The organism is Phytoamicus setariae, assembly GCF_016722925.1.
Lineage (GTDB): Bacteria > Pseudomonadota > Alphaproteobacteria > Rhizobiales > Rhizobiaceae > Rhizobium_E > Rhizobium_E setariae.
The window spans coordinates 102,261-128,466 of the sequence record NZ_JAEQNC010000015.1; the positions used below are offsets into that span (position 1 = coordinate 102,261).

General features: G+C 59.6%; 25 protein-coding genes and 1 tRNA gene. 11 read left to right on the forward strand and 15 right to left on the reverse strand.

What is annotated here, in order from left to right:
- A partial coding sequence (locus JJB09_RS22305) for a hypothetical protein (RefSeq protein WP_201663296.1) occupies positions 1 to 917 on the reverse strand: 917 nt, incomplete at its 3' end.
- Between the two features lie 1,002 nt (positions 918 to 1,919).
- On the opposite strand from JJB09_RS22305, the gene JJB09_RS22310 reads away from it, so the two are divergent.
- Positions 1,920 to 2,291, forward strand: a complete 372-nt coding sequence (locus JJB09_RS22310; RefSeq protein WP_201663297.1) for a hypothetical protein — start codon at positions 1,920 to 1,922, stop codon at positions 2,289 to 2,291.
- A gap of 145 nt (positions 2,292 to 2,436) precedes the next feature.
- Here JJB09_RS22310 and JJB09_RS22315 read toward each other — a convergent pair whose 3' ends face one another.
- The 8 genes from JJB09_RS22315 to JJB09_RS22350 form a co-directional block, all read right to left on the reverse strand.
- The gene (locus tag JJB09_RS22315; protein WP_201663298.1) at positions 2,437 to 5,148 is read right to left on the reverse strand and encodes a decarboxylase; all 2,712 of its coding nucleotides are present in this window, start codon (positions 5,146 to 5,148) and stop codon (positions 2,437 to 2,439) included.
- Positions 5,149 to 5,682: 534 nt separating this feature from the next.
- Positions 5,683 to 7,002 carry a glucoamylase family protein gene (locus JJB09_RS22320; protein WP_201663299.1) on the reverse strand — a complete coding sequence of 440 codons (1,320 nt, stop codon included), beginning with the start codon at positions 7,000 to 7,002 and terminating at the stop codon, positions 5,683 to 5,685.
- 156 nt (positions 7,003 to 7,158) lie between these two features.
- Positions 7,159 to 7,332: a phosphoketolase family protein gene (locus JJB09_RS26775; protein WP_343229075.1), complete on the reverse strand. Its 174-nt coding sequence runs from the start codon at positions 7,330 to 7,332 to the stop codon at positions 7,159 to 7,161.
- Between the two features lie 127 nt (positions 7,333 to 7,459).
- Positions 7,460 to 7,536 (reverse strand) — tRNA-Arg (locus tag JJB09_RS22330).
- Between the two features lie 189 nt (positions 7,537 to 7,725).
- On the reverse strand, positions 7,726 to 9,549 hold the full coding sequence (locus tag JJB09_RS22335) for an ABC-F family ATP-binding cassette domain-containing protein (RefSeq protein ID WP_201663300.1): 1,824 nt from the start codon (positions 9,547 to 9,549) through the stop codon (positions 7,726 to 7,728).
- Positions 9,550 to 9,551: 2 nt separating this feature from the next.
- Positions 9,552 to 10,196, reverse strand: coding sequence for a thiamine diphosphokinase (locus JJB09_RS22340; protein ID WP_201663301.1), 645 nt, complete (start codon positions 10,194 to 10,196; stop codon positions 9,552 to 9,554).
- A gap of 75 nt (positions 10,197 to 10,271) precedes the next feature.
- Positions 10,272 to 10,658, reverse strand: coding sequence for a DUF2794 domain-containing protein (locus tag JJB09_RS22345; protein WP_201663302.1), 387 nt, complete (start codon positions 10,656 to 10,658; stop codon positions 10,272 to 10,274).
- Positions 10,659 to 10,773: 115 nt separating this feature from the next.
- On the reverse strand, positions 10,774 to 11,475 hold the full coding sequence (locus JJB09_RS22350) for a DUF1223 domain-containing protein (RefSeq protein WP_246748892.1): 702 nt from the start codon (positions 11,473 to 11,475) through the stop codon (positions 10,774 to 10,776).
- Positions 11,476 to 11,797: 322 nt separating this feature from the next.
- On the opposite strand from JJB09_RS22350, the gene JJB09_RS22355 reads away from it, so the two are divergent.
- Positions 11,798 to 12,253, forward strand: coding sequence for an Lrp/AsnC family transcriptional regulator (locus JJB09_RS22355; protein ID WP_201663304.1), 456 nt, complete (start codon positions 11,798 to 11,800; stop codon positions 12,251 to 12,253).
- A gap of 168 nt (positions 12,254 to 12,421) precedes the next feature.
- Here JJB09_RS22355 and JJB09_RS22360 read toward each other — a convergent pair whose 3' ends face one another.
- Positions 12,422 to 13,189 (reverse strand): hypothetical protein, encoded by a 768-nt coding sequence (locus JJB09_RS22360; protein ID WP_201663305.1) that lies wholly within the window; start codon positions 13,187 to 13,189, stop codon positions 12,422 to 12,424.
- A 176-nt stretch (positions 13,190 to 13,365) separates the two neighbouring features.
- Between JJB09_RS22360 and JJB09_RS22365 the strand changes: the two genes are divergently transcribed.
- From JJB09_RS22365 to JJB09_RS22375, 3 genes are all read left to right on the forward strand, one after another.
- Positions 13,366 to 13,956, forward strand: a complete 591-nt coding sequence (locus JJB09_RS22365; RefSeq protein WP_201663306.1) for a TetR/AcrR family transcriptional regulator — start codon at positions 13,366 to 13,368, stop codon at positions 13,954 to 13,956.
- A gap of 121 nt (positions 13,957 to 14,077) precedes the next feature.
- The gene (gene ispG / locus JJB09_RS22370) at positions 14,078 to 15,331 is read left to right on the forward strand and encodes a flavodoxin-dependent (E)-4-hydroxy-3-methylbut-2-enyl-diphosphate synthase (RefSeq protein WP_201663307.1); all 1,254 of its coding nucleotides are present in this window, start codon (positions 14,078 to 14,080) and stop codon (positions 15,329 to 15,331) included.
- Between the two features lie 114 nt (positions 15,332 to 15,445).
- Positions 15,446 to 16,111, forward strand: a complete 666-nt coding sequence (locus JJB09_RS22375) for a YiaD family glycine zipper/OmpA-like lipoprotein (protein WP_201663308.1) — start codon at positions 15,446 to 15,448, stop codon at positions 16,109 to 16,111.
- Between the two features lie 243 nt (positions 16,112 to 16,354).
- Here JJB09_RS22375 and JJB09_RS22380 read toward each other — a convergent pair whose 3' ends face one another.
- Entirely contained in the window at positions 16,355 to 16,993 is a 639-nt protein-coding gene (locus JJB09_RS22380; RefSeq protein WP_201663309.1) for a LysE family translocator, read from the reverse strand.
- Here JJB09_RS22380 and JJB09_RS22385 point away from each other — a divergent pair.
- Positions 16,992 to 17,213 carry a hypothetical protein gene (locus tag JJB09_RS22385; RefSeq protein ID WP_201663310.1) on the forward strand — a complete coding sequence of 74 codons (222 nt, stop codon included), beginning with the start codon at positions 16,992 to 16,994 and terminating at the stop codon, positions 17,211 to 17,213. The two genes, JJB09_RS22380 and JJB09_RS22385, sit on opposite strands and share 2 nt — an antisense overlap.
- 167 nt (positions 17,214 to 17,380) lie before the next feature.
- Here the strand turns inward: JJB09_RS22385 and acnA are convergent, their stop codons facing one another.
- Entirely contained in the window at positions 17,381 to 20,071 is a 2,691-nt protein-coding gene (gene acnA, locus JJB09_RS22390) for an aconitate hydratase AcnA (RefSeq protein ID WP_201663311.1), read from the reverse strand.
- Between the two features lie 272 nt (positions 20,072 to 20,343).
- Here acnA and ccmA point away from each other — a divergent pair, with 272 nt between their 5' ends.
- From ccmA to JJB09_RS22415, 5 genes are all read left to right on the forward strand, one after another.
- Positions 20,344 to 20,982, forward strand: a complete 639-nt coding sequence (ccmA, locus tag JJB09_RS22395) for a heme ABC exporter ATP-binding protein CcmA (protein WP_425523765.1) — start codon at positions 20,344 to 20,346, stop codon at positions 20,980 to 20,982.
- Positions 20,983 to 21,211: 229 nt separating this feature from the next.
- Positions 21,212 to 21,871 carry a heme exporter protein CcmB gene (gene ccmB, locus JJB09_RS22400; protein ID WP_201663313.1) on the forward strand — a complete coding sequence of 220 codons (660 nt, stop codon included), beginning with the start codon at positions 21,212 to 21,214 and terminating at the stop codon, positions 21,869 to 21,871.
- Between the two features lie 69 nt (positions 21,872 to 21,940).
- Positions 21,941 to 22,711, forward strand: a complete 771-nt coding sequence (locus JJB09_RS22405; RefSeq protein ID WP_201663314.1) for a heme ABC transporter permease — start codon at positions 21,941 to 21,943, stop codon at positions 22,709 to 22,711.
- Entirely contained in the window at positions 22,708 to 22,878 is a 171-nt protein-coding gene (ccmD, locus tag JJB09_RS22410; protein WP_201663315.1) for a heme exporter protein CcmD, read from the forward strand. The genes JJB09_RS22405 and ccmD overlap by 4 nt, the downstream gene beginning before the upstream one ends.
- Positions 22,875 to 23,471, forward strand: a complete 597-nt coding sequence (locus tag JJB09_RS22415) for a DsbE family thiol:disulfide interchange protein (RefSeq protein WP_343229074.1) — start codon at positions 22,875 to 22,877, stop codon at positions 23,469 to 23,471. Before ccmD ends, JJB09_RS22415 begins: the two co-directional genes overlap by 4 nt.
- Here the strand turns inward: JJB09_RS22415 and JJB09_RS22420 are convergent.
- The 3 genes from JJB09_RS22420 to ftsY all read right to left on the reverse strand — a co-directional run bounded on the left by JJB09_RS22420 (position 23,468) and on the right by ftsY (position 26,187).
- Entirely contained in the window at positions 23,468 to 24,052 is a 585-nt protein-coding gene (locus JJB09_RS22420) for a DUF2585 domain-containing protein (RefSeq protein WP_201663316.1), read from the reverse strand. The two genes, JJB09_RS22415 and JJB09_RS22420, sit on opposite strands and share 4 nt — an antisense overlap.
- Positions 24,052 to 24,690, reverse strand: a complete 639-nt coding sequence (locus tag JJB09_RS22425) for a septation protein A (RefSeq protein ID WP_201663339.1) — start codon at positions 24,688 to 24,690, stop codon at positions 24,052 to 24,054. Before JJB09_RS22425 ends, JJB09_RS22420 begins: the two co-directional genes overlap by 1 nt.
- A 66-nt stretch (positions 24,691 to 24,756) precedes the next feature.
- Positions 24,757 to 26,187, reverse strand: coding sequence for a signal recognition particle-docking protein FtsY (gene ftsY, locus JJB09_RS22430; RefSeq protein WP_201663317.1), 1,431 nt, complete (start codon positions 26,185 to 26,187; stop codon positions 24,757 to 24,759).
- Positions 26,188 to 26,206 lie beyond the last annotated feature (19 nt).

Here is a 26,206-nt window from a genome sequence, read left to right on the forward strand (position 1 = left end):
GTCGCGGTGTCGGCGCCGTCCACGTCATCGACAGAGATCGAGCCCGTGGCGACCAGGTTGCCGGCGGTGACATCGCTGTCTTCGGTCACCGAGGTGTCCGAACCTTCCAACACCTCGATCTTCGCAGGATCGTTGACCTCTGATACAGCGATTGTTGCCGTATCTGAGCCACTGGAGAATGCCGATGTGGTACCGTTGGTGGTCGTGTCGGCAAGCGTGCCATGCACACCGCTGGTCTGGTCCCAGGCATGATAGGTGAACGAAGCATCCGTTCCATTCTCACCGTTCGGCACAAAGCGGATGCTGTCGGCGGCACCCAGCAACAGTGCCCCTGTGCCGCTTACCGATCCGACATTTACCCAGTCGGCGCTGCCGGCCAGCTGGTACTGCCATGTTCCGTTGCCGCTGGTGAGGCCGGTGATGGCGATGCCTTCGACCGCGCCGGTATCGACATCGGCGACACTGTCCCCAAGCACACTGGCAATCGTCTGACCGGCATTGTCGACAGCATCTTCATTGATCGATGTGAGGTGTGGAGAGGATAGCGTCAGAACCGGTGCGTCGTTGGCAGCAGCAACATGTAAAGTCGCCGTATTAGGGGACTGATCCGTTCCTCCGTCAAAACCGAACCATTTCGAATAGACTTGAAAATCGAAAGAAACGTCTCCGTTCGCATTGGCGACCGGTGTCCAGACGAGATTGGGGATATCGCTGGCGGCAATTTTATCGCCCGATTCAACGGCTGTCCCGTTAAGCGTCAGTGTGCCGGACGCCGGCAGCGTGGTAATCTTGACGCCACCAAACGTGTCCCCGAACCAGGAATCTGCATCGCTCCAACCAAAATCGCTTGACGTGAATGTATAAGCCCCATCTTCATTGATGGTTTTCTCAAAATCTGTTCCTGTCGGATTAGCCATAAAACTCTCCCTGAGTACACGTTACACAACGGAAGACGCAGAGCTGCGGCGTCGGCAAAGCTTCGCCGACGAAGTAAAATGCTCGACTTCGCGTAGACCGTAATTAATAAAAGGTAGAAACGCCCCTCTCGGACGATCCCTTCGACGGAAGCCTTGCACCACAAGTTTGATAAAGTAAAGAAATTGTTAAAGTCTATTCATTGTCACGTATATGCACCTGAATTGCTTCAGGCATCATTTTTGTTGCTAAAATACGTAAAATATACGGAATAGTACTTTATATTAGCTAAAAATTACGATTTAGCTGCAGTTAACCAAGTGTGAAGATTTGGTAGTTACCTGATTAAATTGCAACCACATTTGGAACTATCCCTGCTTCGAATGCGCCAATAGAATACAATTCTGAGTATTTGAAAGAAATTTGGTGGATATATTCTTGTCGCGACGAGTTTAAAGCTGGCTTTGTTCTGGAAAGTATCGCGGCATAGGATATATTTTCACGCGCTGATATTTGCTACGAACCGATGGCAAAAGCCAGAATAGATTGAGAGACCGCAGGTATCTCGTCTAACCTCGACTTTGTTTCCCTCCGGAGGTTGGTCGCGCGCGAGATCGGGGTCAACCTTCGGAATACGCCAGGCGTCGCAACCGCCAGCGGCCTTCGGTGCGACGCAGGAACGCGAACCTATCGTCCGTAGAATTCGAGCGCCAGCGGAGAAGATGATCTGAGGGGCAAAACGCTTGGCCAATCGGATTGATTGCAGGGCATGTTGCGTGGATAGTGTTTGCAGCCGCATCTTCCTCTGGCATCAAGGCAAGCACATGAATGCCTATCCAGCATGCCCCGGTAGCAAGTTCGTGAGATCGACCAGGCCAAAGCGCGCTGTTGTCGGCAAGGCGTGGACCGATCGGACGGGGCTCGCTCCGCGGTGCCGGTGCTTCCCTGCAGCCATGTGTCGATGTGGCCGCGACCTTTCACCCACTGGAAACGGAGTGCGCCTCATGAAACGACCTCAGGCATATTCGCAGACCACGCCGGATTTTGCGCGGGCAGCAATCAGGATTGTTGCGGGCGCATTTGTCAGCGTCCTGATTTTTGGCGTTTCAATGGGTGGGAGAGGGTTGGCTGCGGCGAACATCGACGATTTTCCATTGGCCATTCAGTGCGAATACAAGGACATCGTTCATGTGTATTACCTAAGTCGCCTCAGGCCGGACGGCACGGCAACCTACATCACGCCGGATCGGCTTGGAGGGACCATCTCCATCGATGGCGTTGCCAATGCCATGGGCGGAACGGGTGAGGGATCCTGCCTGGGCAAGACGCTAAAACAGCTGCGAGAATCGGGTCAGACGCTGGAAATCCATCGTTGACTTCGTTTCAAGGCAGCACGCGACAGGTCGCAAGCAGACCTTTTGGCAGGCGCTTCGCCCTTGGGCGCGCCGGATCACCCCGGCGCCGATGCTCAAACCAGGCAATCGCGCGGTGGGGCATCCCGGGCGCTCCCCGTGTTGCCGGTCATCGCTTGGCCTTGGCGGCAACCGCGTCGGGTTTGACCAACTTCAGTCCCCGCGCTTTCTCGTAGCCGTGGATCTCCTTCACATCCAGCTTGCGCATGAAGTCGATCGTCTCCTGCGTCAGCACCTGCCCGGGCACCATGATCGGGAAGCCCGGAGGATAGGGAATGACGAAATTGGCTGAGACCATCTCCGGCCCGTCCCGCAGGCGCCGGTCGCACTCGGCGCCGTTAAGCGGAACGTATTCGCACACCGAGGCGTCATATGCGTGGAAGAATGCGGTACGGATGTCGCCTTCGGGCGTCATGCGCCCTGCGTCGCCGCGGTAGATTTCGTGGAAATGGCTGAAGTTGGGAAGGTCGGGCACATCGGTCATCAGCGACTTTACCCGTGCTGCGAATGCCGCACGCTCTTCCTCCCCGCCATCGGCCAGGCGCTTCTCGATGCCATGGCATATCTCGACCAAGACTCGGATCAGATGCGCGACATCGCTGCGCGTATTGTTGATATTCGACTGCAGCAACACGCTGTTGCGCGACGTCTTGTTTAGCTGGATATCGTACTCATTGGCCAGCAGCCCCTTGAATTGCGTGCCGTCGAAACCGGCGGTTCCGCAGACCAGCGTCATGCGCGTGGGATCAAGGTAGAATTCGTCTTCCTGCATTGCCTTGAGTGCTGTGGTCCAGGTCGAGCCAGGCGCCAGATAGTCCTTGAAGCCAGACTGCCGATACTCGGCGGGTATCATCTCATCGGCACCAAGCACGCGGAAGTATTTGGAGATCGTCTCATGCTCGTTGACCGCATGACGGATCTTGAGTGCGATCTCGATCGCATTCATCACCAGCCCATAGCCATCGAGTTCCATCTGCCGTCGCGCAACGTCGAGGCTGGCAATCAGCTGCTGGTTCGGGCTGGTCGAGGCGTGCGTGAAGACGGCCTCGTGGAACTGCGCCTCGACCGTGTGAAAGTCCACGTCCTTGACGAGCAACATCGAACCCTGCCGGATCGCCGACATCGACTTGTGTGTCGAGTTGGTCTGGTAGACGCGAAGGCGCACCGCACGCGGGTCGGGGATCAGCCGAGCGGCAAGCAGCGCGTCGTCCGAAGGATCGTCGCCGAGGTCCGCGCGTTGCTTCTCATAGGCCTTGACCGACCTGGGATCCCGCAGCCATTCCTCCAAATCGGCTGCGGCGCCCATGGCCGTGCGCGGGCGCAGGAATGGCGAGAACCGGGCAAATCCGGACCACGCCTCGTCCCACAGGAAGATGAGGTCCGGCTTGATGGCGAGGCATTCCTCCATGACGCGCCTGACATTGTACATGTGCCCGTCGAAGGTGCAGTTGGTCAGGTCCAGCAGCCTCAGCCGGCCGAGCCGCCCTTCCGCCCTCAGTGCCAGCAGCGCGCGCTTGATGGTGGCGAGCGGCACGGCGCCGTACATCGAATACTCCGTCATCGGGAACGCTTCGACGTAATAGGGCTGCGCGCCCGTCAGCACCATGCCGTAGTGGTGCGACTTGTGGCAGTTGCGATCGACGACCGCGATGTCGCCGGGCGCCAGCAGCGCCTGCACAGCCATCTTGTTGGACGTGGATGTGCCGTTCGTCACGAAAAAGACGTGGTCGGCGCCGAAGGCGCGTGCGGCCATTTCCTGCGAACGCTTGATGTTGCCTGTAGGCTCCAGCAGGCTGTCGAGGCCACCCGTCGTCGCACTGCTTTCCGCCAGGAAGAGGTTAAGGCCGTAGAATTCGCCCATGTCGCGGATCCAGTCCGACTTGAAGACCGACTTGCCGCGGGCAATGGGCAGGGCATGAAATGTGCCGATCGGCCGCCGCGCATATTTCTTCAGATTGTCGAAGAATGGCGTTTCGTAGCGCGCCTGGACGCCTTCAAGGATGGCGAGGTGCATCTCGAGCGGTTCCTCAACCGCGTAGAAGACGCGCCGCACCGCGTCCGCTGCCGGGTCGCCGGCAATATCCTCCACCTGATGGTCGGAGAGCAGGTAGACGTCGAGTTCCGGCCGGATCCGCTTCAAGGCGCGTGCAAGGCGAAGCGCCGACATGTCGGGTCCCTCGGATTCCCCAAGCGGGTCAAGCACGGAGCGCAGCACTGGCGCTTCATGGCGCGAGCGGTAGGGAAAGCCTTCGGCAAGCACTACGGAAACGATATCGGGGTTCATTGCCGTGGCGCATATCGCGTCCTCGAAGGATCCCACCAAGATGGGTTCGTAGATGAAGGAATCCTCAGCCCGGCGTAGCCTTCGGATCTCCGCAGCGAACGCGGCCCAACGTGCGGCAGGCTGGCTGTTGACGAACAGAACTTCAAAATAGGGGCGGCGGCCACCCGGTTCACCGGTTCCGGGGGGCAATATATCGGGCACTTCGGTCGCCGGCATCTCTTCATGGACGTCCCACTCGTTCGGGCGTCCGCGATAGGCATGGGTGAGCAGCCCATTGGAAATGCGCCGCGCGAGTTTTGCCGCTCCGCCCGCATCGTTGGTGGCAATGCGTTCCGCCAGCGCCGAGAGCAATCGGCCACCCGGATAGGCGTGGTACTCCTCTGCCGGCTCCACCGCAGCGATCGCCGCCTCAAGTGCCGCCCTCTCGCCGCGCTTGTTCGCCCAGGCATCGGCCAGCGTTGTGATCTCGCGCCAATTATCGGCACGTGCCGAGTGTATGAGCAGAAACTGATCGATACGTGTGGTCTTGTTTGGCATCGTGTCCTCCCAAACTGGCTGTTAATAGGCTCACTCCACGACTATCGGTTGTGGGGGTTGGTCGCGGATTTAATGTCGTTCGCAAGATGGTTCAGATGCACTAGGAATGCTGGACCCAGCATTTAGCGTTCTTCAGCTCCAAAGGACGATCCAATGGCTTCGACCGGAGCGCTCGGTAATCATCGTCACATGGATCATTGCCCAAAGTCAGCAGAGTGTTCCAGGCGGCATCAGCAGCAGTATATCCAAGCCTCGGGATCCGGCTTTTGCGCGATCGTTGATCATTCCAACAACGCGCTGGTTGTATATGCGTCCCAGCAGCATCCCAGCTATATGAGGGAAGCGTAACATATAATTCTCGGAACATACAACGGGTTTAAACGGTACGGTTGTTGCGAGAAATACCAAGCAAGCAGCGCGGTCTTGGGTCAGCGAGCACAACCATCAGCCACCTTTTCGAAGCCTATGCCGGATCCACGGGTGCCGGAAACCCAGCGAATGCGAGTTGCAGCATGGATCTCGATCGGATGCAATTCAAAGCCAGCCGCCGGTGAAACCTGCACGGCGCAATCCGGTGACGATGGGCCGGCATTGCTTCATGATGTCCCACAGCAGGCCCGTTCGATGGTTTTCAATCATCAGCACGACCGGTGCCTGGTCGATGCCGAAGTGATAGGGGCTTACCCACCATCCAGTCGGGCTGTCTTCCACCGCGTATGTCTGGTTGAATGATGGTTTGAAGCCATAAAGCCGTGTCATGCCGAGATCCATGCGCGCGAAAGTCCGGACCGTGGGTACAACAATCTCCGGTGCGAAGGGCAGTGAGCCGATGACGACCCACGGGCAGACCGTCCCATCGTCCGGTCCAAAGGGAGCGCCCCGGGCAACGTAATCGAAAAACTGCTGCTCCATGCCATTGATGTTGCGTTTGACGGAACCCGGACCATCGCATGCTGTGAATCCCCAGCAATACTCTCCGTAGCCCGCATAGCCCATCGGATTGCGAATCGCGTATTCCTGCTGCACATAGGTCGCGTGCCTGCTGTTCTCGAAATAATCGCTGTCGTGCTGCCGCATGAAGGCGTCGCGAATGCCGCGAAAATCGAGCCACATATGCGAGAGCTGGTGGGTAAACAACGGCCCCGAATAGAGCAGCTCTCGACCATAGATATTTCGCCAATCGTAGCTTTCCGTATAGGCCTCGAAGCTCTCGGGCGGCAGTGGGTGTGTCGGGGATCCAAGACCAATGACATAGAGCAGCAAGCCTTCGTCGTAGCCGCGCCATCGATAAGGAATAAAGCCGCTCTCGGGGCGCCAGCCATGCGTCAGCGTTGCCCCGCCGTTGCAGGCCCAGTTCCAGTCCGCTCGCTCGTAGAGCGCCATTGCAAGCCGGCGAATTTCTGCCTCCTCTGCAGTGTCCTGGTTGAAGTAGGTCGCAACTGTCAAAGCCCCCGCAAACAGATAGGCGGAATCGATAGTAGATAACTCGCAATCCCAAACCCGGCGTCCCGTTTCGATGTCCAGGAAATGGTAGAAAAAGCCTTTGTAGCCAGAGGCATGCGGCTCGGGGCCCTGGGGACAGGCCATCAGGTAGCTCAAGCGGTGACGGGTAATCTTTGCGGCAAACTCCCGGATAATCACGCCGCGCGAGACAGCGACCGGAATGGTCGCCAGTGCCATGCCGGTTGCCGCGATGCTGGCGGGCGTGTTCGGCTCGGTCTTGTCGCGAACAAGGCCATTGTCCGGGTTCGTGCATTGCAGGTAGTAGAGCAGCGTTGTGAATTGCAGCCGACCCAGGTCCTGTTCGGTTGGCATCCGGTCGTGATCGGTGTCTGTCGAAAGCGTTTCGGGCATGATTGCTGACCAATAATGAGGTGGGCATCGTCCATGCGCTGGCCCTCGTCCAGCATTCCGCTCATCCACCAAGGGCTTGGTGGCCGCCACCATCCTGTAGGTCGCCGAGCCAGACCAGGCCAATTTACGGGCTGCTAACTCTTGGTGTGCATGAGTCTAGCGCTGGCTACATCCTCCTGCAATAGCGTCTTTGATAGGGCATTGTCTCCTTCTCGGTGTTCCGATTTCGGCGAGCACCATCATGTCGGAAGGTGTCGTCGTTCCTTCCTCCTTTTCGCCGCGGATGCGGAAGTTATCGTGGTTCGTGCGGTGGCAGGTGAAACGGTGGATGAGCCAAGGATCGCATGTAAGGCAGAGATGACCGCCTTGCCCTTCGTCAACCGGGCATCAAGGTCGCAATCCGATAACCAGTATCGGAATTTTCCAACGGCGGCCTACGGACGAGAATTACGAAAAATGGTGATCCCGGCGCGATTCGAACGCGCGACCCCCAGATTAGGAATCTGGTGCTCTATCCTGCTGAGCTACGGGACCGTTGGCTATCTCCATACAAAAGTGGAGGTGTTTCGCCAAGGGTTTTTCGCTTGAACCCGAAAAATCCTGCAGCATGTCTTCGTGGTTCCCGGGGAAACGGCGGCGTGCCGCCGGCGGACTGCATTCGGAATCTCCCAACTGTCGCCCGGTCCCCGGTGACCGGACTATTTCACGCGAACATGCTCGTGCCTAGCCTTCCAGTTCCTCGCGCAGCATTTCGAGTTCCAGCCATTCTTCCTCCATGGCATGCAGCGCATTACGCGCAGCCTCCAGCTGGGCGGCGATCTTTGAAAATCCATCCGGATCGCGACTGAAGAACTGCGGATCGGCCATCTTCTTCTCAAACCCGGCGATCTCGCTCTCCTTGGCCTGCATCTGCTTGGGCAGGTTCTCGATGGCGAATTTCTGCTTGTAGGAGAGCTTGCCCTTCAGCTTGCCCGCGTCGGAAGCCGGTGCAGCTTCGGTTTTCGCTGACGGCCTTTCCCGTTCGGCCTTCTTCTTTTCGTCGGCGATGCTTTTGCGCTGTATCAGCATGTCGCTATAGCCGCCGGCATATTCGATCCACTGGCCGTCCGGTGCTTCGGGATTGGCGGGTGCGATCGTCGAGGTGACGGTGCGGTCGAGAAAGTCACGATCGTGGCTGACAAGGATTACGGTGCCCTGGAACCCGGCCACGACTTCCTGCAGCAGGTCCAGCGTCTCGATATCCAGATCGTTGGTCGGCTCGTCGAGGATCAGCAGGTTCGAACTGCGGGCCAGTATCCGCGCCAGCATCAGGCGGGCGCGCTCGCCGCCGGAGAGTTCGCGGATCGGTGTCCTGGCCTGCTCCGGCTGGAACAAAAACTCCTTCATGTAGCCGGTCACATGCCGTTGCACGCCATTGACCAAGAGATTGTCGCCGCGGCCGTCGGTCAGATAGTGCGCCAGGGTGTCGTTGAGATCGAGATCTTCGCGCTTCTGGTCCAGCGTGGCTATGTCGAGATTGGTTCCGAGCTTGACAGTGCCGCTGTCAGGCTCGATCTGGCCGGTCAGCATCTTGAGCAGCGTCGTCTTGCCCGCGCCGTTGGGGCCGACAAGGCCGATACGGTCGCCCCGATGCACGCGAATAGAAAATGGCGCGACGATGGTGCGGTCGTCATAGCTCTTGGTAATCTTGTCGGCCTCGATGACCAGTTTGCCGGACTCGCGGGAATCGGCTGATGTTGCCTGCACAGAACCGAGTGCGCCGCGATGACCGCGATGCTTCTGACGCATATCCTGCAGCTCGCCGAGGCGCCGCATATTGCGCTTGCGGCGGGCGGTGACGCCATAGCGCAGCCAGTGCTCCTCGCGTTCGATCGCCTTGCCGAGCTTGTGCTGTTCGAGTTCTTCCTCCTCCAGCACCTTGTCACGCCAGGCTTCGAAATGGCCAAAACCTCGGTCGAGCCGACGGGCCGTGCCGCGGTCGAGCCAGATGGTGGCAGTGGAAACCTTTTCGAGGAAACGCCGATCGTGGGAAATCAGGATCAGGGCGCTCTTGGTCTTCATCAATTCGCCTTCCAACCATTCGATGGTCGGCAGGTCGAGATGGTTGGTCGGTTCGTCGAGCAGCAGGATATCGGGTTCCGGCGCCATCACGCGCGCAAGCGCTGCGCGACGCGCCTCGCCGCCCGAAAGGTTGGCGGGATCTTCCGTGCCCGACAGCCCGAGATGTTCGAGAAGGTAGGTGACGCGATAGGGATCGTCCGACGGCCCGAGCCCAGCAGCAGCATAGGCCTCGACCGTGGCGTAACCCTCGAAATCCGGCGCTTGATTGAGATAGCGGACGGTTGCTGCCGGATGGCGAAAGATTTCGCCGCTTTGGGGTTCGGCAAGGCCCGCGGCCATTTTCAGGAGCGTGGACTTGCCTGAGCCGTTGCGGCCGACAAGGCAGACGCGTTCGCCCGGTTCGATCTGCAGGCTGACGCCGGCCAGCAACGGCGTTCCGCCGAAGCTCAGGTAAATATCGTCAAGTTTCAGGATCGGCGGGGCCAAGTCTATACTCCGGAAAAGTCGTAGGGCCGGGCGAAAACCATCGCGCGACCGGTGCCGAGACGAATGGTGATCGCGCCTTCGGCTACATTGGAAAGGGTTCGGGACGACCCGAAAGGAAGGAAGAAATTCTCCAGCGGATAGCGGGCGTTTTCGATCGTCAGGCCGGTGAGGTCCTCGAAGCCGATGATCGAAAACAGACTTCCGGCAGGCAGATTGAGTGTCATCTGTCCGCCGACCAGCGGGTAGGCTTCCTCGTCTCCGGATGTCAGCTGGACATTCCAGCCTTGCGCGGCGAGCGCGGTTGCGTGGACGAAATGCGCCATTCCGTGGTCTGTTCGCTCGCCGCCAAGCGCGCCGACAAGGATAAGTCTGCTCGCGCCCCGACTGATTGCGGCCGCGATGGCAATCTCCCCGTCCGTCAGCGCTTTCTCGGCGGGGTAGGTTTCCCGTTCGATGCCGGCATAGCGCGAAACCAGCTCCGGCGTCACGGAATCAAAATCGCCGACCCAGAGGTCTGGCCGCACATTCAGCGTCTCGGCATGCCGCATCCCGCCGTCGGCGGCGATGAAGCGCGCGCCGTCGAGCTGCCGGACCAGCCGGTCGGTAGGGCGCATCGCACCGCCGAGCAAAATGGCAAAAGTCGTCATGGCCGATGCTGTATCGCAAAGTGGCCTTGCGGGGGAAGGGGGCGGCCGGGCAAAAACGCGCTTGCCGGAAAATCGTCAATCCTTCAGGAAATGGACCTTGTCGAAGAATTTCAACACCTGGGCCAACTCATGGCCGCGTTTCAAGATCTTGCCCTGGGTGTTGAGGATGGAAAAGGCGCCCTGCTTGGCGGCGAGTTTCGGATTCTTTTCGACCTGATAAAGCGGCAGGTCACCGGATCGCTTGAAAACGGAAAACACCGCCCGATCCTTGTAGAAATCGATGGCATAGTCACGCCATTCGCCTTCACCAACCATCCGTCCATAAATGCGGAGGATCTGGTTGAGTTCGAGCCGATGAAAAGTCGTGGGCATCGGATCGCGTGCGTCGCGATATTCCTTGAGATCGATAACGACCTGCCCTTTCCGGGAGGAAGATCCGGTCTGCTCGGTCGAGTCGGTCATGGCACCTCTTCATCGGCGATCCCGCATCGAAGGCGGTGAAAACAACCGTCTGCGATGACGAATTGATGACAGTTTGCCTGAAGACAGATGAATTGCAAGCCCGTTTTGGGACACTTCAGAGAGCGCTTGCCCCGTAGATGCGGCCCGGATTTCCGTCCTTGTCGTGTGATTGCAGCAGGATGGCACACCCTTCCTGACCCCGCTTGCCAATCATCGCCGCCGGCAATTTGATCGTCAGCGGCTTGCCGTCCCACATGCCTACGGTCTCCAATTTGGTGACGGCGTTGCGATATGTAACGCGCTTGCCGGTGTTTTCGCCGCGTTGGATATCGACGACGGTCGCTTTCTTGAAGTAGGCGATCACCACATCCGCCTTTCCGGATCCGGCGCCGATGGAGATCGTCAGCTCGTCCGGGCTCAGGGATGCTTTGATCGGTACGGTGACGCCCTGGCCCTTGCCAACAAATTTCTCAAGACCAGCACGAATCTCGATCGGGGGCGCCCCGCGCATGTCCTGCAAGCCGTTCAGCACGATCTGCGGGGTGTAGACATTGCTGTTGCCGAGTGTCTTGGCATAGGCATATTGACGGTCGGTGTTTTCCGTGGTCGCCAGCGTGTCAGACCAGCCAAGATAATTCCAGTAATCGACATGGTAGGTGATGGTTACGATGTCAGGATGATCGGCCAGCTCAGCAATCGCTGCGTCAGCCTTGGGGCAGGACGAGCAGCCCTGGGAGGTAAAAAGCTCCACAACCCCGATAGGATGAGAGCGCGCAATCTCACCGGCGTTGACCGAGGCGCAGAAGATAACCGCCAATGCACCGGCTGAAGCTGATAAAAACGGGTGAAGTCGCATTGATATCCTGTTCCGATCCGCACAGCGGCGATCGACGCGCTGGCTGCGTATCGCTTCTATAGTTTATCGAGCAATCACGACGAAATCAAAATCGGTTGACTGACGGTTGATAGCCTTATCAATATACGCCATCATCTTAAAAAAGCTGTTGTGATCGTTCGAATGCGGCAAAGCTTCTACGGCCGGAATGCCGCCGAAGATGCGAAATATCGCACTTTCGGCCGCACGTTTTTCGCTCTAGAAATTCGGTATTGCTATTTTTCTTGATTTTGGAGCTTGCATAATGAGCATATTGGACGAGACGGATCGAAGTCTGCTTGCCCTTCTTCAAAAGAACGACCGGCTGTCGTTGGCGGAAATCGGGCAAGAGCTCAAGCTGGCGCCTTCCACCGTCAATGACCGCATCAAACGCCTTGTTCGCAATGGAATCATTTCCGGCTTCCATGCCGTCGTAAACCCGGAGAAAGTCGGGCTCGATCTTCTTGCCTTCGTCTTCGTCGGCTGGAACGATCCCGATGTGGAGGTGGCGTTTCTCGAGAAGGTGAACACCAGCGGTGCGGTGCTGGAGTGCCACCACGTGACGGGTGCGTGGAATTATCTGCTCAAGGTTCGCCTCAAGAATACCCGCGAGCTGGAGAAGTTTTTGGCCCAGGAACTCAAGGGCATCGAAGGCCTGATGCGGACCGAGACTCTGATCGCGCTTTCTTCGGCAAAGGAAGTCTCGACTCTGGATGTGTGAGGCGCTCAGCGCGCCGGATTGGCCACTACTCAGTCTTTTGTGCCACCGCCGAGTATCGACTTTGCAACAGCGGGCATCTCCGCGAGCCCGCCCGAAATGTCATGTCGCTCTCCTATCGTATCAGGCCAACCGTCAGTTGAAACGAGTATAGCAGCATGGGCAATAGCATCAGACGAAACTGACGCCTTCGAAGAGCGGTGCGCGGTGCAGCCGTTTGCCCGTTAGCGCGCTGACTGCATTGGCGAGGGCGGCGATCACCTGCGGTGTCGCTTGCTCGGCGTCGTCTTCGCTCCGTTTGGAATTGGAAAGCAATTCGACCTCGACTTCCGGGCATTGGTATATGCGCTGGCTGCCAAGATCTGCGCGACCAATTTGTTCCAGCACGCTGCCGGGAAATGCGATGTCGCGGCCCGTCGCGATGGAAAGCCCCTTCACGATGTCTGAAATCATTTGGGTGCGATAGCTCCGCTGGTCGGCGACGTATCCCGCGTCTGCAGCGCAGAAGAATTTCTCGATTCTTATGCCGGTTTCATGCAGGGAAACCTCAGCCACTTCGGCGATCCAGGTGCCGGAGGTGAGGATGAAGGTCAGCCCTCGAGCCCTGCCCATAGGCAAAGGCGTGCCCCAATCCGACATGACTGCGATGGCATCAAGCAGCTTCATAGCGACCGGGTACGGAGCCATAAGCTTGCGCCGCAGTGTCAAGGGGTCTGTGTTGCCGGATGCGGCCATCTCATCAAGCAAGCTCTCGTGCAGGAAGGCGTTTCGGGAGCAACTGGTGGTGCGCCATAATGAGGTAGCGTTGTCGCATCCCGCGAGACTGTCGATAGCCGGGGAGGCAGCAAATGCTTTGAACGCAGCTTTTTGCAGATGGCCGGGGTCTGGCATGGCGTGATAGGTGGTGCTTTCAACAGAGCTAAGGGGGCTATGGGCCATAACGTCCTCACATATCCATTCGCGCTTGAAGTGCTGGCTTCAGATCCATGGATCCAGCTTTACGGTGTCGTCGATGAGACCAGATTCTGCGAAGCTTGCCATTGGCAGCGGGCTGCATCAGAGTCTCCTCAAATCAGTTCCTTGACAAAATATCAATAAATGTCAGAGTGTCAACGATGCTAGATCTCGATACAAGCGAGCGCCGGGCCGTCATCCTTGACTCCGCTTTCAAGCTCTTCCTGGCGTATGGCTTCAGGCGAACGACGATGGGTGACATCGCCGCTGCGGCTGGTATTTCGCGGCCGGCGCTCTATCTCGAGTTCAAGAACAAGGCGGATATCTACCGCGAAGGTTTGATGACATTCGTGGGCAATACATTCCGTGAAGTGGATCTCCTGCTTGCGAAAGACGGGCCGCTGGTGGAGCGCATAAAGGACGCGCTGAGCGCTGCTCTGGTGATACCGATGCGCGCGGTTGCCCAATCGCCGCACGGTGCCGAGCTTTTCGAGATCAAGCATGAACTGGCAGATGATGTCGGGCACGACTGGAATCTGGTTCTTGCCGGCAGTCTGGAAAAGACGCTTGCGTCTGCCGTTGCGCAGGAACAACTTTTGCTGCCGGATGGTGCGACGGCTGCCGATCTTGCACGGTTGTTGGCCACATGCGCCGATGGGATCAAGAAGAAGATGACCGACTGGGACCAGATCGAGTCGGATCTGCATTTGATGGCTGAGCTGATCGTACGCCCGCTGATAAAGCATGGCTGAGCGATAGCCAGTTCATCAATCACCTGATAATCAATTGATTGTCATTTCCGTGCCTCAAGGTTGACATTATTGTCGCCCTTAGCCACCTCAAACATAACATTCCGCTTCCGTGAGGCCACTCATGTCATCGCTTGCCGATTTTGATCCGAAACCACGCCGGGCATCCGTCGCTGTCGATGTCGGGGGCGTGATCATCGGCGGCGGCGCGCCGGTCGTCGTGCAGTCGATGACCAACACCGACACGGCCGATATCGATGCAACGGTGGCCCAGGTCGCGGCCCTCTTCAGGTCGGGGTCGGAGATCGTCCGCATCACCGTCGACCGCGACGAGAGTGCGGCCGCCGTGCCGAAAATCCGCGAGCGCCTGCTCAGGCTTGGCATGGACGTGCCGTTGATCGGTGATTTCCATTATATTGGCCACAAGCTGCTTGCCGATCATCCGGCCTGTGCCGAGGCGCTGGCCAAATATCGCATCAATCCCGGCAATGTCGGCTTCAAGGACAAGAAGGACAAGCAGTTCGCCGATATCGTCGAGACCGCCATCCGGTACAACAAGCCCGTGCGCATCGGCGTCAACTGGGGCTCGCTCGACCAGGAACTGCTGACCAGCCTGATGGACAAGAACCAGGCGGAAGGTTTTCCGCTTTCGGCCCGCGAAGTGACCCGAGAGGCGATCGTGCAGTCGGCACTCCTGTCCGCCGATCTGGCCGAAGAGATCGGCCTGCCGCGCAACCGCATCGTTTTGTCGGCCAAGGTTTCGCAGGTGCAGGATCTGATCGCTTGCTATTCCATGCTTGCCGCCCGCTCCGATCACGCGCTGCATCTGGGGCTTACAGAGGCCGGTATGGGTTCGAAGGGCATCGTCGCCTCTTCAGCCGCCATGGGCTATGTGCTGCAGCACGGCATTGGCGACACGATCCGCGTTTCGCTGACGCCGGAGCCGAACGGCGACCGCACCCGCGAAGTGATCGTCGCGCAGGAATTGCTGCAAGTGATGGGGTTCCGCCAATTCTTGCCCGTGGTTGCCGCATGTCCGGGCTGCGGCCGCACCACATCGACGGTGTTTCAGGAACTTGCGCAGAACATCGAGCGTGATCTCAGGAAGAACATGCCTGTCTGGCGCGAAAAGTATCCGGGCGTCGAAGCGCTCAACGTCGCCGTGATGGGCTGCATCGTCAACGGCCCCGGTGAATCCAAGCATGCCGATATCGGCATTTCGCTGCCTGGAACCGGCGAAACGCCTGCCGCTCCTGTCTTCATCGATGGCAAGAAGGCGCTGACGCTGCGCGGCCCGAAGATCGCCGAGGAGTTCGAGGCGCTGGTCATCGACTACATCGAAAAGCGCTTCGGGCAGGGGCAGGCCGCGGCGGAGTAATTGTCCAATCGGCAGGGGATAACCTCCGCATTACGCCTGCACTTATCCAAAATCCCTTCAAATCGCCGTATTTGTTCTTTCTTGCCGCGGCAGACATCATGAAGGGAAGTACCGGTGATCAAGAAAATCATGCTCGTTGCGCTTTGCGCGACCTACCTTACGTCCTGCACTACGACAGATCCCTATACGGGTGAGAAGAAAGTGACGAACACGGCCAGCGGTGCCGTAATCGGTGCCGGACTGGGCGCGCTGGCAGGCCTCGCGGTTGGCAAGCCGGGCGTAGGCAAGCGCAACGCAGCGCTGATCGGCGCGGGCATCGGTGCGCTGGCAGGCGGTGCGATCGGCAATTACATGGACGATCAGGAAGCAGAACTGCGGGCGGAGCTTCGCGGTACGGGTGTATCCGTGACGCGGCGGGGAGAGCGGATCGTTCTCAACATGCCGTCCAACATCACCTTCGCCACCGACCAGGATGCGGTCAATCCGCAGTTCTACCGGACGCTGAATTCCGTCGCGCTGGTGCTCAACAAGTTCAACAAGACGCTGGTCGACGTTGCCGGTCATACCGACTCGACCGGTAGCCTGCAGCACAATCAGGATCTGTCGCAGCGCCGCGCCGTATCGGTCGCGAACTATCTCGGCGCACAGGGTATCGACACGCGTCGCATGGCAGCGATCGGTTTTGGCCCGAGCGAGCCGGTCGCCTCGAACGACACCCCCGATGGCCGCGCCCTCAATCGTCGCGTTGAAATTTCGATCTCGCCGCTCAAGGGCGCCTGAGCAAAGTAGTAATGGAGACGGCGCGGCTTCGGGCTGCGCGAGATTGCTGACAAACGGCCGGTTGGTTGAGGACAGTGAGCGTCAAGCAATCCCCCTCACCCCGCCTCCGCGTTGCTCGGCGGACCTCTCCCCGAGGGGAGAGGAGGACCGAGACGGCGCGGCCAACTTCCTCTTCTCCCCAGCGGGGAGAAGGTGGCGCGAAGCGCCGGATGAGGGGGCTGTATCGTGTGCGGTGGCTACGCTTTACACCTTGGCCAGCAACATCTTGATGCCGGCAAAGGCGAAAAAGGCGCCCATCGTCGCCTCGATGTAGCGCCGTGCCTTGCGATAGGCCGCGACCACGGGCGGTGCCGAAAACATCAGGGCGAAAGCGTTGAGCGACAACATGCCGATGACGAAGCAGCCCGCGACGTAGACTGCGATCAGCGAAGCAGGCGCGCCGGCCGGCAAACCCAGCGACACCAGCGAAATCCAGACCAAGGCTGCCTTGGGATTGGTCAGGTGCAGCGCCAGCCCTTTGAAGTAGAGGCGGTGCAGCGACTCTTCTGCGCCATTGGCCTTGCCGAAGGCCCCGGCATCGGCCGATGCCGCGCTCTTGAAGGATTTCCAGGCGAGATAGAGCAGGTAGAGGCCGCCGGCGATTTTCAGCACGATAAGGAATTCCGCATAGGCTGCCAAAAGCGCCGCAAGGCCGATGGCGGAAAGACAGGCCCAGCACAGCGAGCCGGTCATCACGCCGGTCGCAAAAGCCATGCCGGCATTGCGCCCGCGGGAGATCGAGGCGTTGATCAGCGCCACGACCGCCGGGCCGGGACTGATCACCGCGATGAAATAGGCCATCCACGCGACGGACAGATGGGGCAGGTGATGATGCAGGTTCATGGCGACTTTCCAACTATTTGGCCGCAAGATACGCGCACGCGAATCATTTGAAAAACGACTTGTGCTGCGGCGCGCTTCACAAATATTGATCGGTCACGGCCTGATCAACTCCGCGGCACTGGCTGGTCCGGGCGCTGCGGAAACTTCTGACGACATTTTGCGTGTGATTCCAGCTGATCACGCACCGGAGGGTTCAGCAAGGGCTGTTGTGGTTCGATGATCCACTCCGCCCTCCAGCCTGCGATGCCCATACAGGCGATTGCATCTGCCGCTTTGTAGAAATTTCACCGGCGCCGAGATCGAAACCGCCGTTTCGATCTCGGCGCCTGATGAAAAAAGCCGCCGGGATTGCTCCCGGCGGCTTTTTCAATTCGTGCTACCTGAAGATCAGGAGGCGAGGTCGCGCAGCACCGTCTGCAGGATGCCGCCATTGTGGTAGTAGTCGATCTCGTCGAGCGTATCGATGCGGCAGATGATCGGGATTTCCTTCACCGAGCCATCGCCATAAGTCACCTTGGCAACTGTCTTCTGGCGCGGCTTGATCTCGGCCAGGCCTTCGATAGTTACCACTTCATCGCCCTTGAGGCCGAGCGAAGCCCAGCTCGCACCGTCTTCGAAGACGAAGGGCACAATGCCCATGCCGACGAGGTTGGAGCGGTGGATGCGCTCGAAGGACTGGGCGACGACGGCGCGGACGCCGAGCAGGTTGGTGCCCTTGGCAGCCCAGTCGCGCGACGAGCCGTTGCCGTATTCGACGCCGGCGAAGATGACGAGCGGAACGCCTTCTTCCTTGTACTTCATCGCCGCGTCGTAGATCGACATCTCTTCCTTGGACGGATAGTGGATCGTGAAGCCACCTTCCTTGCCGTTCGGCCCGAGCATGTGGTTGCGGATGCGGATATTGGCGAAGGTGCCGCGCATCATCACTTCATGGTTGCCGCGGCGCGTGCCGTACTGGTTGAAGTCGGCCACTGCCACGCCATGGTCGAGCAGGTAGGCACCTGCCGGCGAAGCGGCCTTGATCGAACCGGCCGGCGAGATATGGTCGGTGGTGATCTTGTCGCCGAACAGGCCGAGGACGCGCGCGCCCTTGATATCCGTGACGGCGCCGGCCTTGAGGCCCATGCCGACGAAGTAGGGCGGGTTCTGCACATAGGTCGACTGGTCGTCCCAGGCATAGGTCTTGCCGGCGGGAACCTGCACGGCCTGCCAGTTGGCATCACCCTTGAACACATCGGCGTATTTCGACGCGTAAAGTTCGCGCGTCACATACTTCATGATGAATTCCTGGATTTCCTTGGAGGAAGGCCAGATGTCCTTGAGGTAGACCGGGTTGCCCTGCTGGTCTTCGCCGATCGGCTCCTTGGTCAGGTCCTTCTGTACCGAACCGGCCAGCGCGTAGGCGACGACGAGCGGCGGCGACGCGAGGTAGTTCGCCTGTACGTCCGGAGACACGCGGCCTTCGAAGTTGCGGTTGCCGGAGAGAACGCCGGCGGCAATCAGGCCCTTGTCGTTGATCGTCTTGGAGATCGGTGCGGGCAGCGGGCCGGAATTGCCGATGCAGGTGGTGCAGCCGAAACCGACGAGGTTGAAGCCGAGTGCATCAAGCGACGTCTGCAGGCCGGCCTTTTCCAGGTATTCGGCAACGACCTGCGATCCTGGTGCCAGCGAGGTCTTGACCCAGGGCTTGGACTTCAGGCCCTTGGCGACGGCGTTGCGGGCAAGCAGGCCGGCTGCGATCAGCACCGACGGGTTGGAGGTGTTGGTGCACGAGGTGATGGCGGCAATTGCCACATCGCCATGGCCGAGGTCGTAGTCGGTGCCTTCGACCGCATAGCGGTTGTTCAGCTGGCCCGGCTTCTTGTAGTCGTTTTCGAGTGCTGCGGCAAAGCCCGGTGCAATGCCTTCGAGCGCGATGCGGCCTTCCGGACGCTTCGGGCCGGCCATCGATGGGACGACGTCGCCAAGGTCGAGTTCGAGCGTATCGGTGAAAACGAGATCGGCTCCATCGCCGTCGCGCCACATGCCCTGGGCCTTGGAATAGGCCTCGACCAGCGCGATACGGTCGTTTTCACGGCCCGACATGGTGAGGTAGTTGATGGTTTCGCCGTCGACCGGGAAGAAGCCGCAGGTCGCGCCGTATTCCGGACCCATGTTGCCGATGGTGGCGCGGTCGGCCAACGACATCGAATCAAGGCCGGGGCCGAAGAATTCGACGAACTTGGACACGACGCCCTTCTTGCGCAGCATCTGCACGACGGTCAGCACGAGGTCGGTGGCAGTCACGCCTTCCTTGACCTTGCCGGTCAGCTTGAAGCCGATGACTTCAGGCAGCAGCATGGAGACGGGCTGGCCGAGCATGGCGGCTTCGGCTTCGATGCCGCCAACGCCCCAGCCGAGCACGCCAAGGCCGTTGATCATCGTGGTATGGCTGTCGGTACCAACGCAGGTGTCGGGATAGGCAACAGTTTCGCCGTCCTCTTCGCGGATCCAGACGGTCTGACCGAGATATTCGAGGTTGACCTGATGACAGATGCCGGTGCCGGGAGGCACGACGCGGAAGTTTTCAAACGCCTGCTGGCCCCACTTCAGGAACCGGTAGCGTTCGCCATTGCGCTCATATTCGAGCTCGACGTTGCGCGACAGCGCCGTGCGTGTGCCGAATTCATCGACGATGACCGAGTGGTCGATGACGAGATCGACGGGAACGAGCGGGTTGATCTTTTCCGGATCGCCACCGAGCGAGGCCATGGCATCACGCATGGCGGCAAGGTCGACGACGGCTGGAACGCCGGTGAAGTCCTGCATCAGCACGCGGGCCGGGCGATAGGCGATTTCGTATTCGGTCTTGCCCTTGTTGACCAGCCATTCGGCAACGGCCTGGATGTCTTCCTTGGTAACGGAACGGTCGTCTTCATTGCGCAGCAGGTTCTCGAGCAGAACCTTCATCGAATAAGGAAGTTTTGAAACACCCGTGAGGCCATTGGCCTCTGCCTTGGGGAGACTGTAATAAACATAGTTCTTGCCGTTCACCGTCAGCGTGGAGCGGCATTTGAAACTATCGAGAGAATGAGACATGGGTAGACCCGTTTCGTCTGATCAGCATGAACTGACGTGCGAACGCCCGACGCAAATGCGCCTTATGGGATGCGGGTACAGCCATTTCCGCTGTCCGCACGCGGAATTGCTTTCCTGCAATTCCAAGTTCGGCGCTAGGATGATATTCACGCCGGCTGCTGGCGCGATTGCGGACCTTATAGATAATTTCTAAACAAGGTTCCATACTGACGAAGGTCTAAATTGAGATTTTTTTGCATTGCGGCGAAGCGTGTCGCTGAGGGGTGAGAATGGTGCGTTTGACGGTCCGCGAGCTCGCGGCGACAAGGGGCGACGAGCGGATTTTTTCCGGCCTGTCGTTTGCACTAACCGCAGGTGAGGCGCTACTAATCACCGGCAAAAACGGCTCGGGGAAATCGACCCTGATTCGGACGATCGCCGGGTTGCTGCCACAGGACGAAGGCGAGATTGTCGTTGCGCAATCCGGCGTGGCCATCCCGCGCCCCGCAGAAGCCTGCCACTATCTCGGTCATCGCAATGCGATGAAACGCGACCTGACGGTGGAGGAGAACCTGGTCTTCTGGAAAGGGTTGATGGGCGACTTTGCCGGCGGCACGGGGCTTGGCCCCGACGATGCCGCCGATGCGCTCGGGCTCGCCAGTCTGCTGCACCTGCCGTTCGGCTACCTTTCCGCCGGCCAGCAACGCCGCATGGCGATGGCCAAGTTGCTTTGCGCGTGGCGGCCGATCTGGCTGCTCGATGAACCGACCGCAGCGCTCGATGCGCAATCGGAACGGATCTTCGCCGGCTTGATGAGCACGCATCGGCAGAAGGGCGGCATCGTGCTTGCCGCGACGCACCAGTCGCTCGGGCTGGAAGCGGCGCAAGCGCTGGTGATGAAGGGGTTTGAATATGCGGGGAGTTCGTTGTGATTTCTCGAGCCTTGTTTGGAATTGACCCCCCTCTGTCCTGCCGGACATCTCCCCCTCAAGGGGGGAGATCGGCTAGCGGCACGCCAGTCATTTCCCAGTGCTCGCCGCATGCTCAGCATGCCGGTCGTCACTGGATGGCGGTGAGCGTTCACCGGCTAATCTCCCCCCTTGAGGGGGAGTTGTCCGGCAGGACAGAGGGGGGTGAGTTACTGGCGCCGAGGTTCTCATTATGATCGCCCTCTTCCTCCGCGACCTGAAGCTCGGTTTCCGCGCCGGTGGCGGCATGCTGACGGGCGTGCTGTTCTTCATGACAGTCGTCGCCGTCATCCCTTTCGGCGTCGGGCCCGATCTCAATCTGCTGGCGCGCATCGGACCGGCAAACCTCTGGGTCGGTGCGCTGCTCGCCTCGCTTCTCGGTCTTGATCGGTTGTTCCAGGCCGAGCGCGAGGATGGTGCGCTCGATCTTCTGATGATGCAGGAGACGCCGCTGACCCTGATCGTCATCGTCAAATGCATAGCGCACTGGGTATCGGCGGTGCTGCCGCTGATCATCGCCGCGCCGTTGCTCAGCCTGTTTATGAACATGAACGAAGTTGCCATTGGTGCGCTGGTGCTGACACTGCTGGCCGGTTCGCCAGCGATCACCTTCATCGGGGCGGCGGGTGCAGCTGTGGCCGTGGCATTGCCGCGTGGCGGACTGATCGTCTCGATCCTGGTGCTGCCACTGACCATTCCGGTGCTGATCTTCGGCGTATCGGCTGTTTATGCCGCCGTCGAGGATCCCGCGCCATTCCTGCCGCCGTTCCTTGCGCTTGTGGCGCTCAGTTTGTTCTTTGCGGTCATCGGGCCTCTGGCAGCGGCGTTGGCACTCCGGGCATCGTCGGAATGACAGGATTGTGAGAACCGGCTTGATCGTGGTCAATTGCAGGCATCGGGCAAACGAGGTATTAGAGCGGCCATGACAGAGACGAGCCTTGCCCTTTCGAGAATATCGGCACTTGCCAACCCGACGCGGTTTCTCGCGCTGGCGGGCAAGATCCTGCCATGGCTTGCCGGCCTCACATTCCTGTGTCTGGCCGTGGGTGCCTGGCTGAGCTTTACCACCGAAGGCGACTACCAGCAGGGCGACACCGTCCGTATCATGTATATTCACGTGCCGGCGGCATGGCTGTCGATGATGTGCTATTCGGTAATGGCGATTGCCGCGCTCGGCACATTGGTATGGCGCCATCCGCTGGCCGATGTCGCGGCCAAGACCGCAGCCCCGATCGGTGCGGCCTTCACCTTTCTGGCACTTGTCACCGGCTCGCTGTGGGGCAAGCCGATGTGGGGCACGTGGTGGGTCTGGGACGCACGACTGACGTCCGTCTTCATCCTGTTTCTGATGTATCTCGGGCTGATCGCCTTCAACCGGGCGATGGACGACCCGGGGCGTGCCGCCCGCGTCAGTGCCATCATGATCCTGGTCGGCTTCGTCAATATCCCGATCATCAAGTTTTCAGTCGAATGGTGGAATACGCTGCACCAACCGGCCAGCGTCATGCGCCTGGATGGGCCGACCATCGATCCGGAATTCCTGTGGCCGCTGCTGGTCATGGCGCTAGGTTTCACGCTGCTGTTCTTCACGCTGCATCTGATGGCAATGCGCAACGAGATCTGGCGGCGCAGGATTTCGGTGATGCGCCGCAATGCCGCGCGCGCCGCGCAGGCAGGAGCCGAGAGCCGATGAGCCACGCATTCTACATCTATGCCGCCTGGGGCCTGACAGGGCTGACCGTGTTCGGTCTCATCGCCCACACGCTTTTCGAGAATTTCCGTCTGCAGGCGGATCTCAAGCGGCTGGAAGCCATGGGCATCAGGCGGCGTTCGACCGAGACACAGGGCAAGCAGCCGTGACTTTAGAGAATCCCCCCCAAGGCTCCAGGTCTCGCCGCGTCATCGTCGCGCTGATCCCGTTGCTGCTGTTTGCGGCGCTGGCGGCGATCTTCATGAAGCAGTTGATTGTCGGTGGCGATACCTCCGTGCTGCCATCGGCCTTGATCGGCAAGGCTGCACCGGTGCTGAAGCTCACTCCGCTGGAGGGCGCGATCCGAGCGGGTCAACCTGTCCCGGCGCTGACCACCGAGGCGGTCAAGGGCAAGCTGACGCTCGTCAATGTCTGGGCCTCCTGGTGCGTGCCCTGCCGGCAGGAGCATCCGATCATTCTCGGGCTTTCGCAGGACGAGCGGCTGAATGTCGTCGGCATCAACTACAAGGACCGCAACGACGCAGCCCTCGGCTTTCTCGGCGAACTGGGCAATCCGTTTTCGGCCATCGGTGTCGATCCGAAGGGTGCGGCCGCCATCGACTGGGGGGTCTACGGGATTCCCGAATCCTTCCTCGTCAGTGCGGATGGCGTGATCCTCTACAAGCATGTCGGCCCGTTCGACGACAATTCCGTGAAGAACGGGCTGTTGCCGGCAATCGAGAAGGCGCTGGCAAAGAGCTAGAGCGCCGACTGCCATACCTTGATCGCTTCGACAGGCCAGACCAGCATGATCACGTTGAGCGTGAGATTGTCGCGGATCAGGATGCCGGTGGCGATCTCGGCGATCAATGCTAAGGAAACCGTGACCCAGATCGGCAGCCGCCAGGCGGCGAAGAAGCCGATTGCCATCCAAACCGTGTCCATCGCGGAATTCAGGATCGAGTCGCCGAAATAATCGTAGGCGATGGTTGCCGAACGATAGCGGTCAATGATGATCGGGCTGTTCTCCAGGACCTCCCACGCGGCCTCGATCAGAGCGGCAAATCCGAGCCGGAAACCTATCGACCGCTGGCGAAACAGCAACCAGGCAAACCCATAGAACAGGAAGCCATGGATGATGTGGCTGGGTGTATACCAGTCGGAGAGATGCTGGGAGTTACCGGAGGAATGAACCTCGCCTTCCCATAGTTTCACATAACCGCAGGTGCAGACCCAGACGCGGCCCATCAGCCGTTCCGCTATGATCTGTATGATGAGGATGAGAAGGAAGATGCAGAGGCCGATGGCCAGTTGGCGTTTAAGGTCCGGCTGGCTCTGCGGCATCAGTTTTCCTTGGGCTCGATGGAATGCTTCATGATCAGCGGCATCTGGCTGATGGTGAACAGCAGGGTGATCGGCATCGTTCCCCAGACTTTGAAGGTGACCCAGAAATCGGTCGAGAAGTTGCGCCAGATCACTTCGTTGAGAACAGCCAGGAATATGAAGAACAGGCCCCAGCGCAAGGTCAGCTTGTCCCAGCCTTCATCATCCAGCTGGAAGGCGGAATTGAAGACGTAGCCGAGCAGCGAGCGGCCGAACACCATTCCGCCGAGCAGCACCACGCCGAAGAGCGAATTGATGATGGTGGGTTTCATCTTGATGAAGGTTTCGTTCTGCAGCCAGATCGAAAGTCCACCAAACGCGAGAACCACGACGCCGGAGACCAGTGGCATCAGCGGCAGCTTGCCGACGATAACCTTGGACACGAACAGCGAAATCACGGTGGCGGCCATGAACAGGCCGGTGGCGATGAACAGCGGACCGCCAAGTTCGGCCAGCATCGGAAACATCTTGGCAAGCTTGTCGCCGTAGCTGTTGGCAAAGAAGAACACCAGCAGAGGCCCAAGTTCGAGCGCGAGCTTCAGGCCGACGTTTTCCTTGCGGTGTTCTTCTTCGGTCTTCGCTTCGAGGTTTCCGGTCATCGTCTTCTTGCTTTCATGCATTCCAGTAAAATCCGCTATAGTGACAAGCGATACGGCTGGAAAGCGCTATTTATTGGGCGTCTGCAGCCCGGCGATCGCTTCGGCGAAATCGCGGGCGTTGAACGGTTCGAGATCGTCGACGCCTTCGCCGACACCGATGAAATAGACCGGCAGCTTGTGCTTGGCAGAGATGGCTACCAATATGCCGCCGCGCGCAGTGCCGTCGAGCTTGGTCATCACCAGGCCGGAGACGCCGGCAATATTGCGGAAGATTTCCACCTGGTTGAGGGCATTCTGGCCGGTGGTCGCATCCAGCGTCTGCAACACGGTGTGCGGGGCGTCGGGGTCGAGCTTGGCGAGCACCCGGACAATCTTTTCCAGTTCCGCCATCAGCTCTTTCTTGTTCTGCAGCCGGCCGGCCGTGTCGATGATCAGCACGTCGTGGCCTGATGCCCGCGCCTTCTCGTAGGCCTCGTAGGCAAGGCCCGCCGCGTCCGAGCCGAGCTTGCTGGAGACGATATCGGCACCCGTCCTCTGGGCCCAGATATGCAACTGCTCGATTGCGGCGGCGCGGAACGTGTCGCCGGCGGCGAGCATGACCTTGAGGCCGGACCGGGAGAGTTTTGCCGCCAGCTTGCCGATCGTTGTCGTCTTGCCGGTGCCGTTGACGCCGACCACCAGAATGACATGTGGCTTGTGATTGAGATCGAGTTCCAGCGGCTTGGCGACCGGCGACAGCACCTTGGTGATCTCGCCCGCCATGATGCGCGAGACATCCTCGCCGGTCACGTCCTTGCCGTAGCGCTCGGAGGAAAGCGTGTCGGTGATGCGCAACGCGGTTTCGACGCCTAGGTCTGCCTGGATCAGAAGATCCTCAAGATCCTGCAACGTGTCTTCATCCAGCCTGCGCTTGGTGAAAAGGGCGGTGATCTGCGAGCTGAGCTGCGCCGATGTCCGGGCTAGGCCGCGGCGCAGGCGTTCGATCCAGGTCAGGCGCTTCTCAGGCTCGGCGACAGGCTCCGGGGCGCGTGTCGCTGTGGTGGAGAAACCGGCGGGAAGTACGGGTTCGCGGCCGGGCTCCGGGGGTGCGACGTTCGAAACCTCGTCGGTCGCCGGATGCTGTTCGTCTGCGATCGCCAATGCCTGCTGGTCTTCGTCGGAAAGCACGTCTTCGACGGTTTCAGCAGCCTCATCTTCGTGGCGACCGACGATGTCGTCGGTGATCGACGTCGGCAGGCTGTCTTCCTGATCACGCAGCGTTTCGAGTACCGCGCGCGCATCTGCCGCTTCGTCAGCAGCGGTTTCTGCTTGCTCGGCTGTCGACGGCTCGGCTTCCTCTGCAATTTCTGGCGCAAGCTCGACGGTGCTTTCTTCTCGCTGCCGTTCTTCGATGGCCTGTTCGTCCGTCGGGACGATCACCTCTTCGGGGGCGACAACAGGCGCTGCCTGCTCGTCCTTGCCGAAGGAAAACATTTTCTTGATGAATCCGAGCGCCATGTAACTCTCTCGAGCCGCC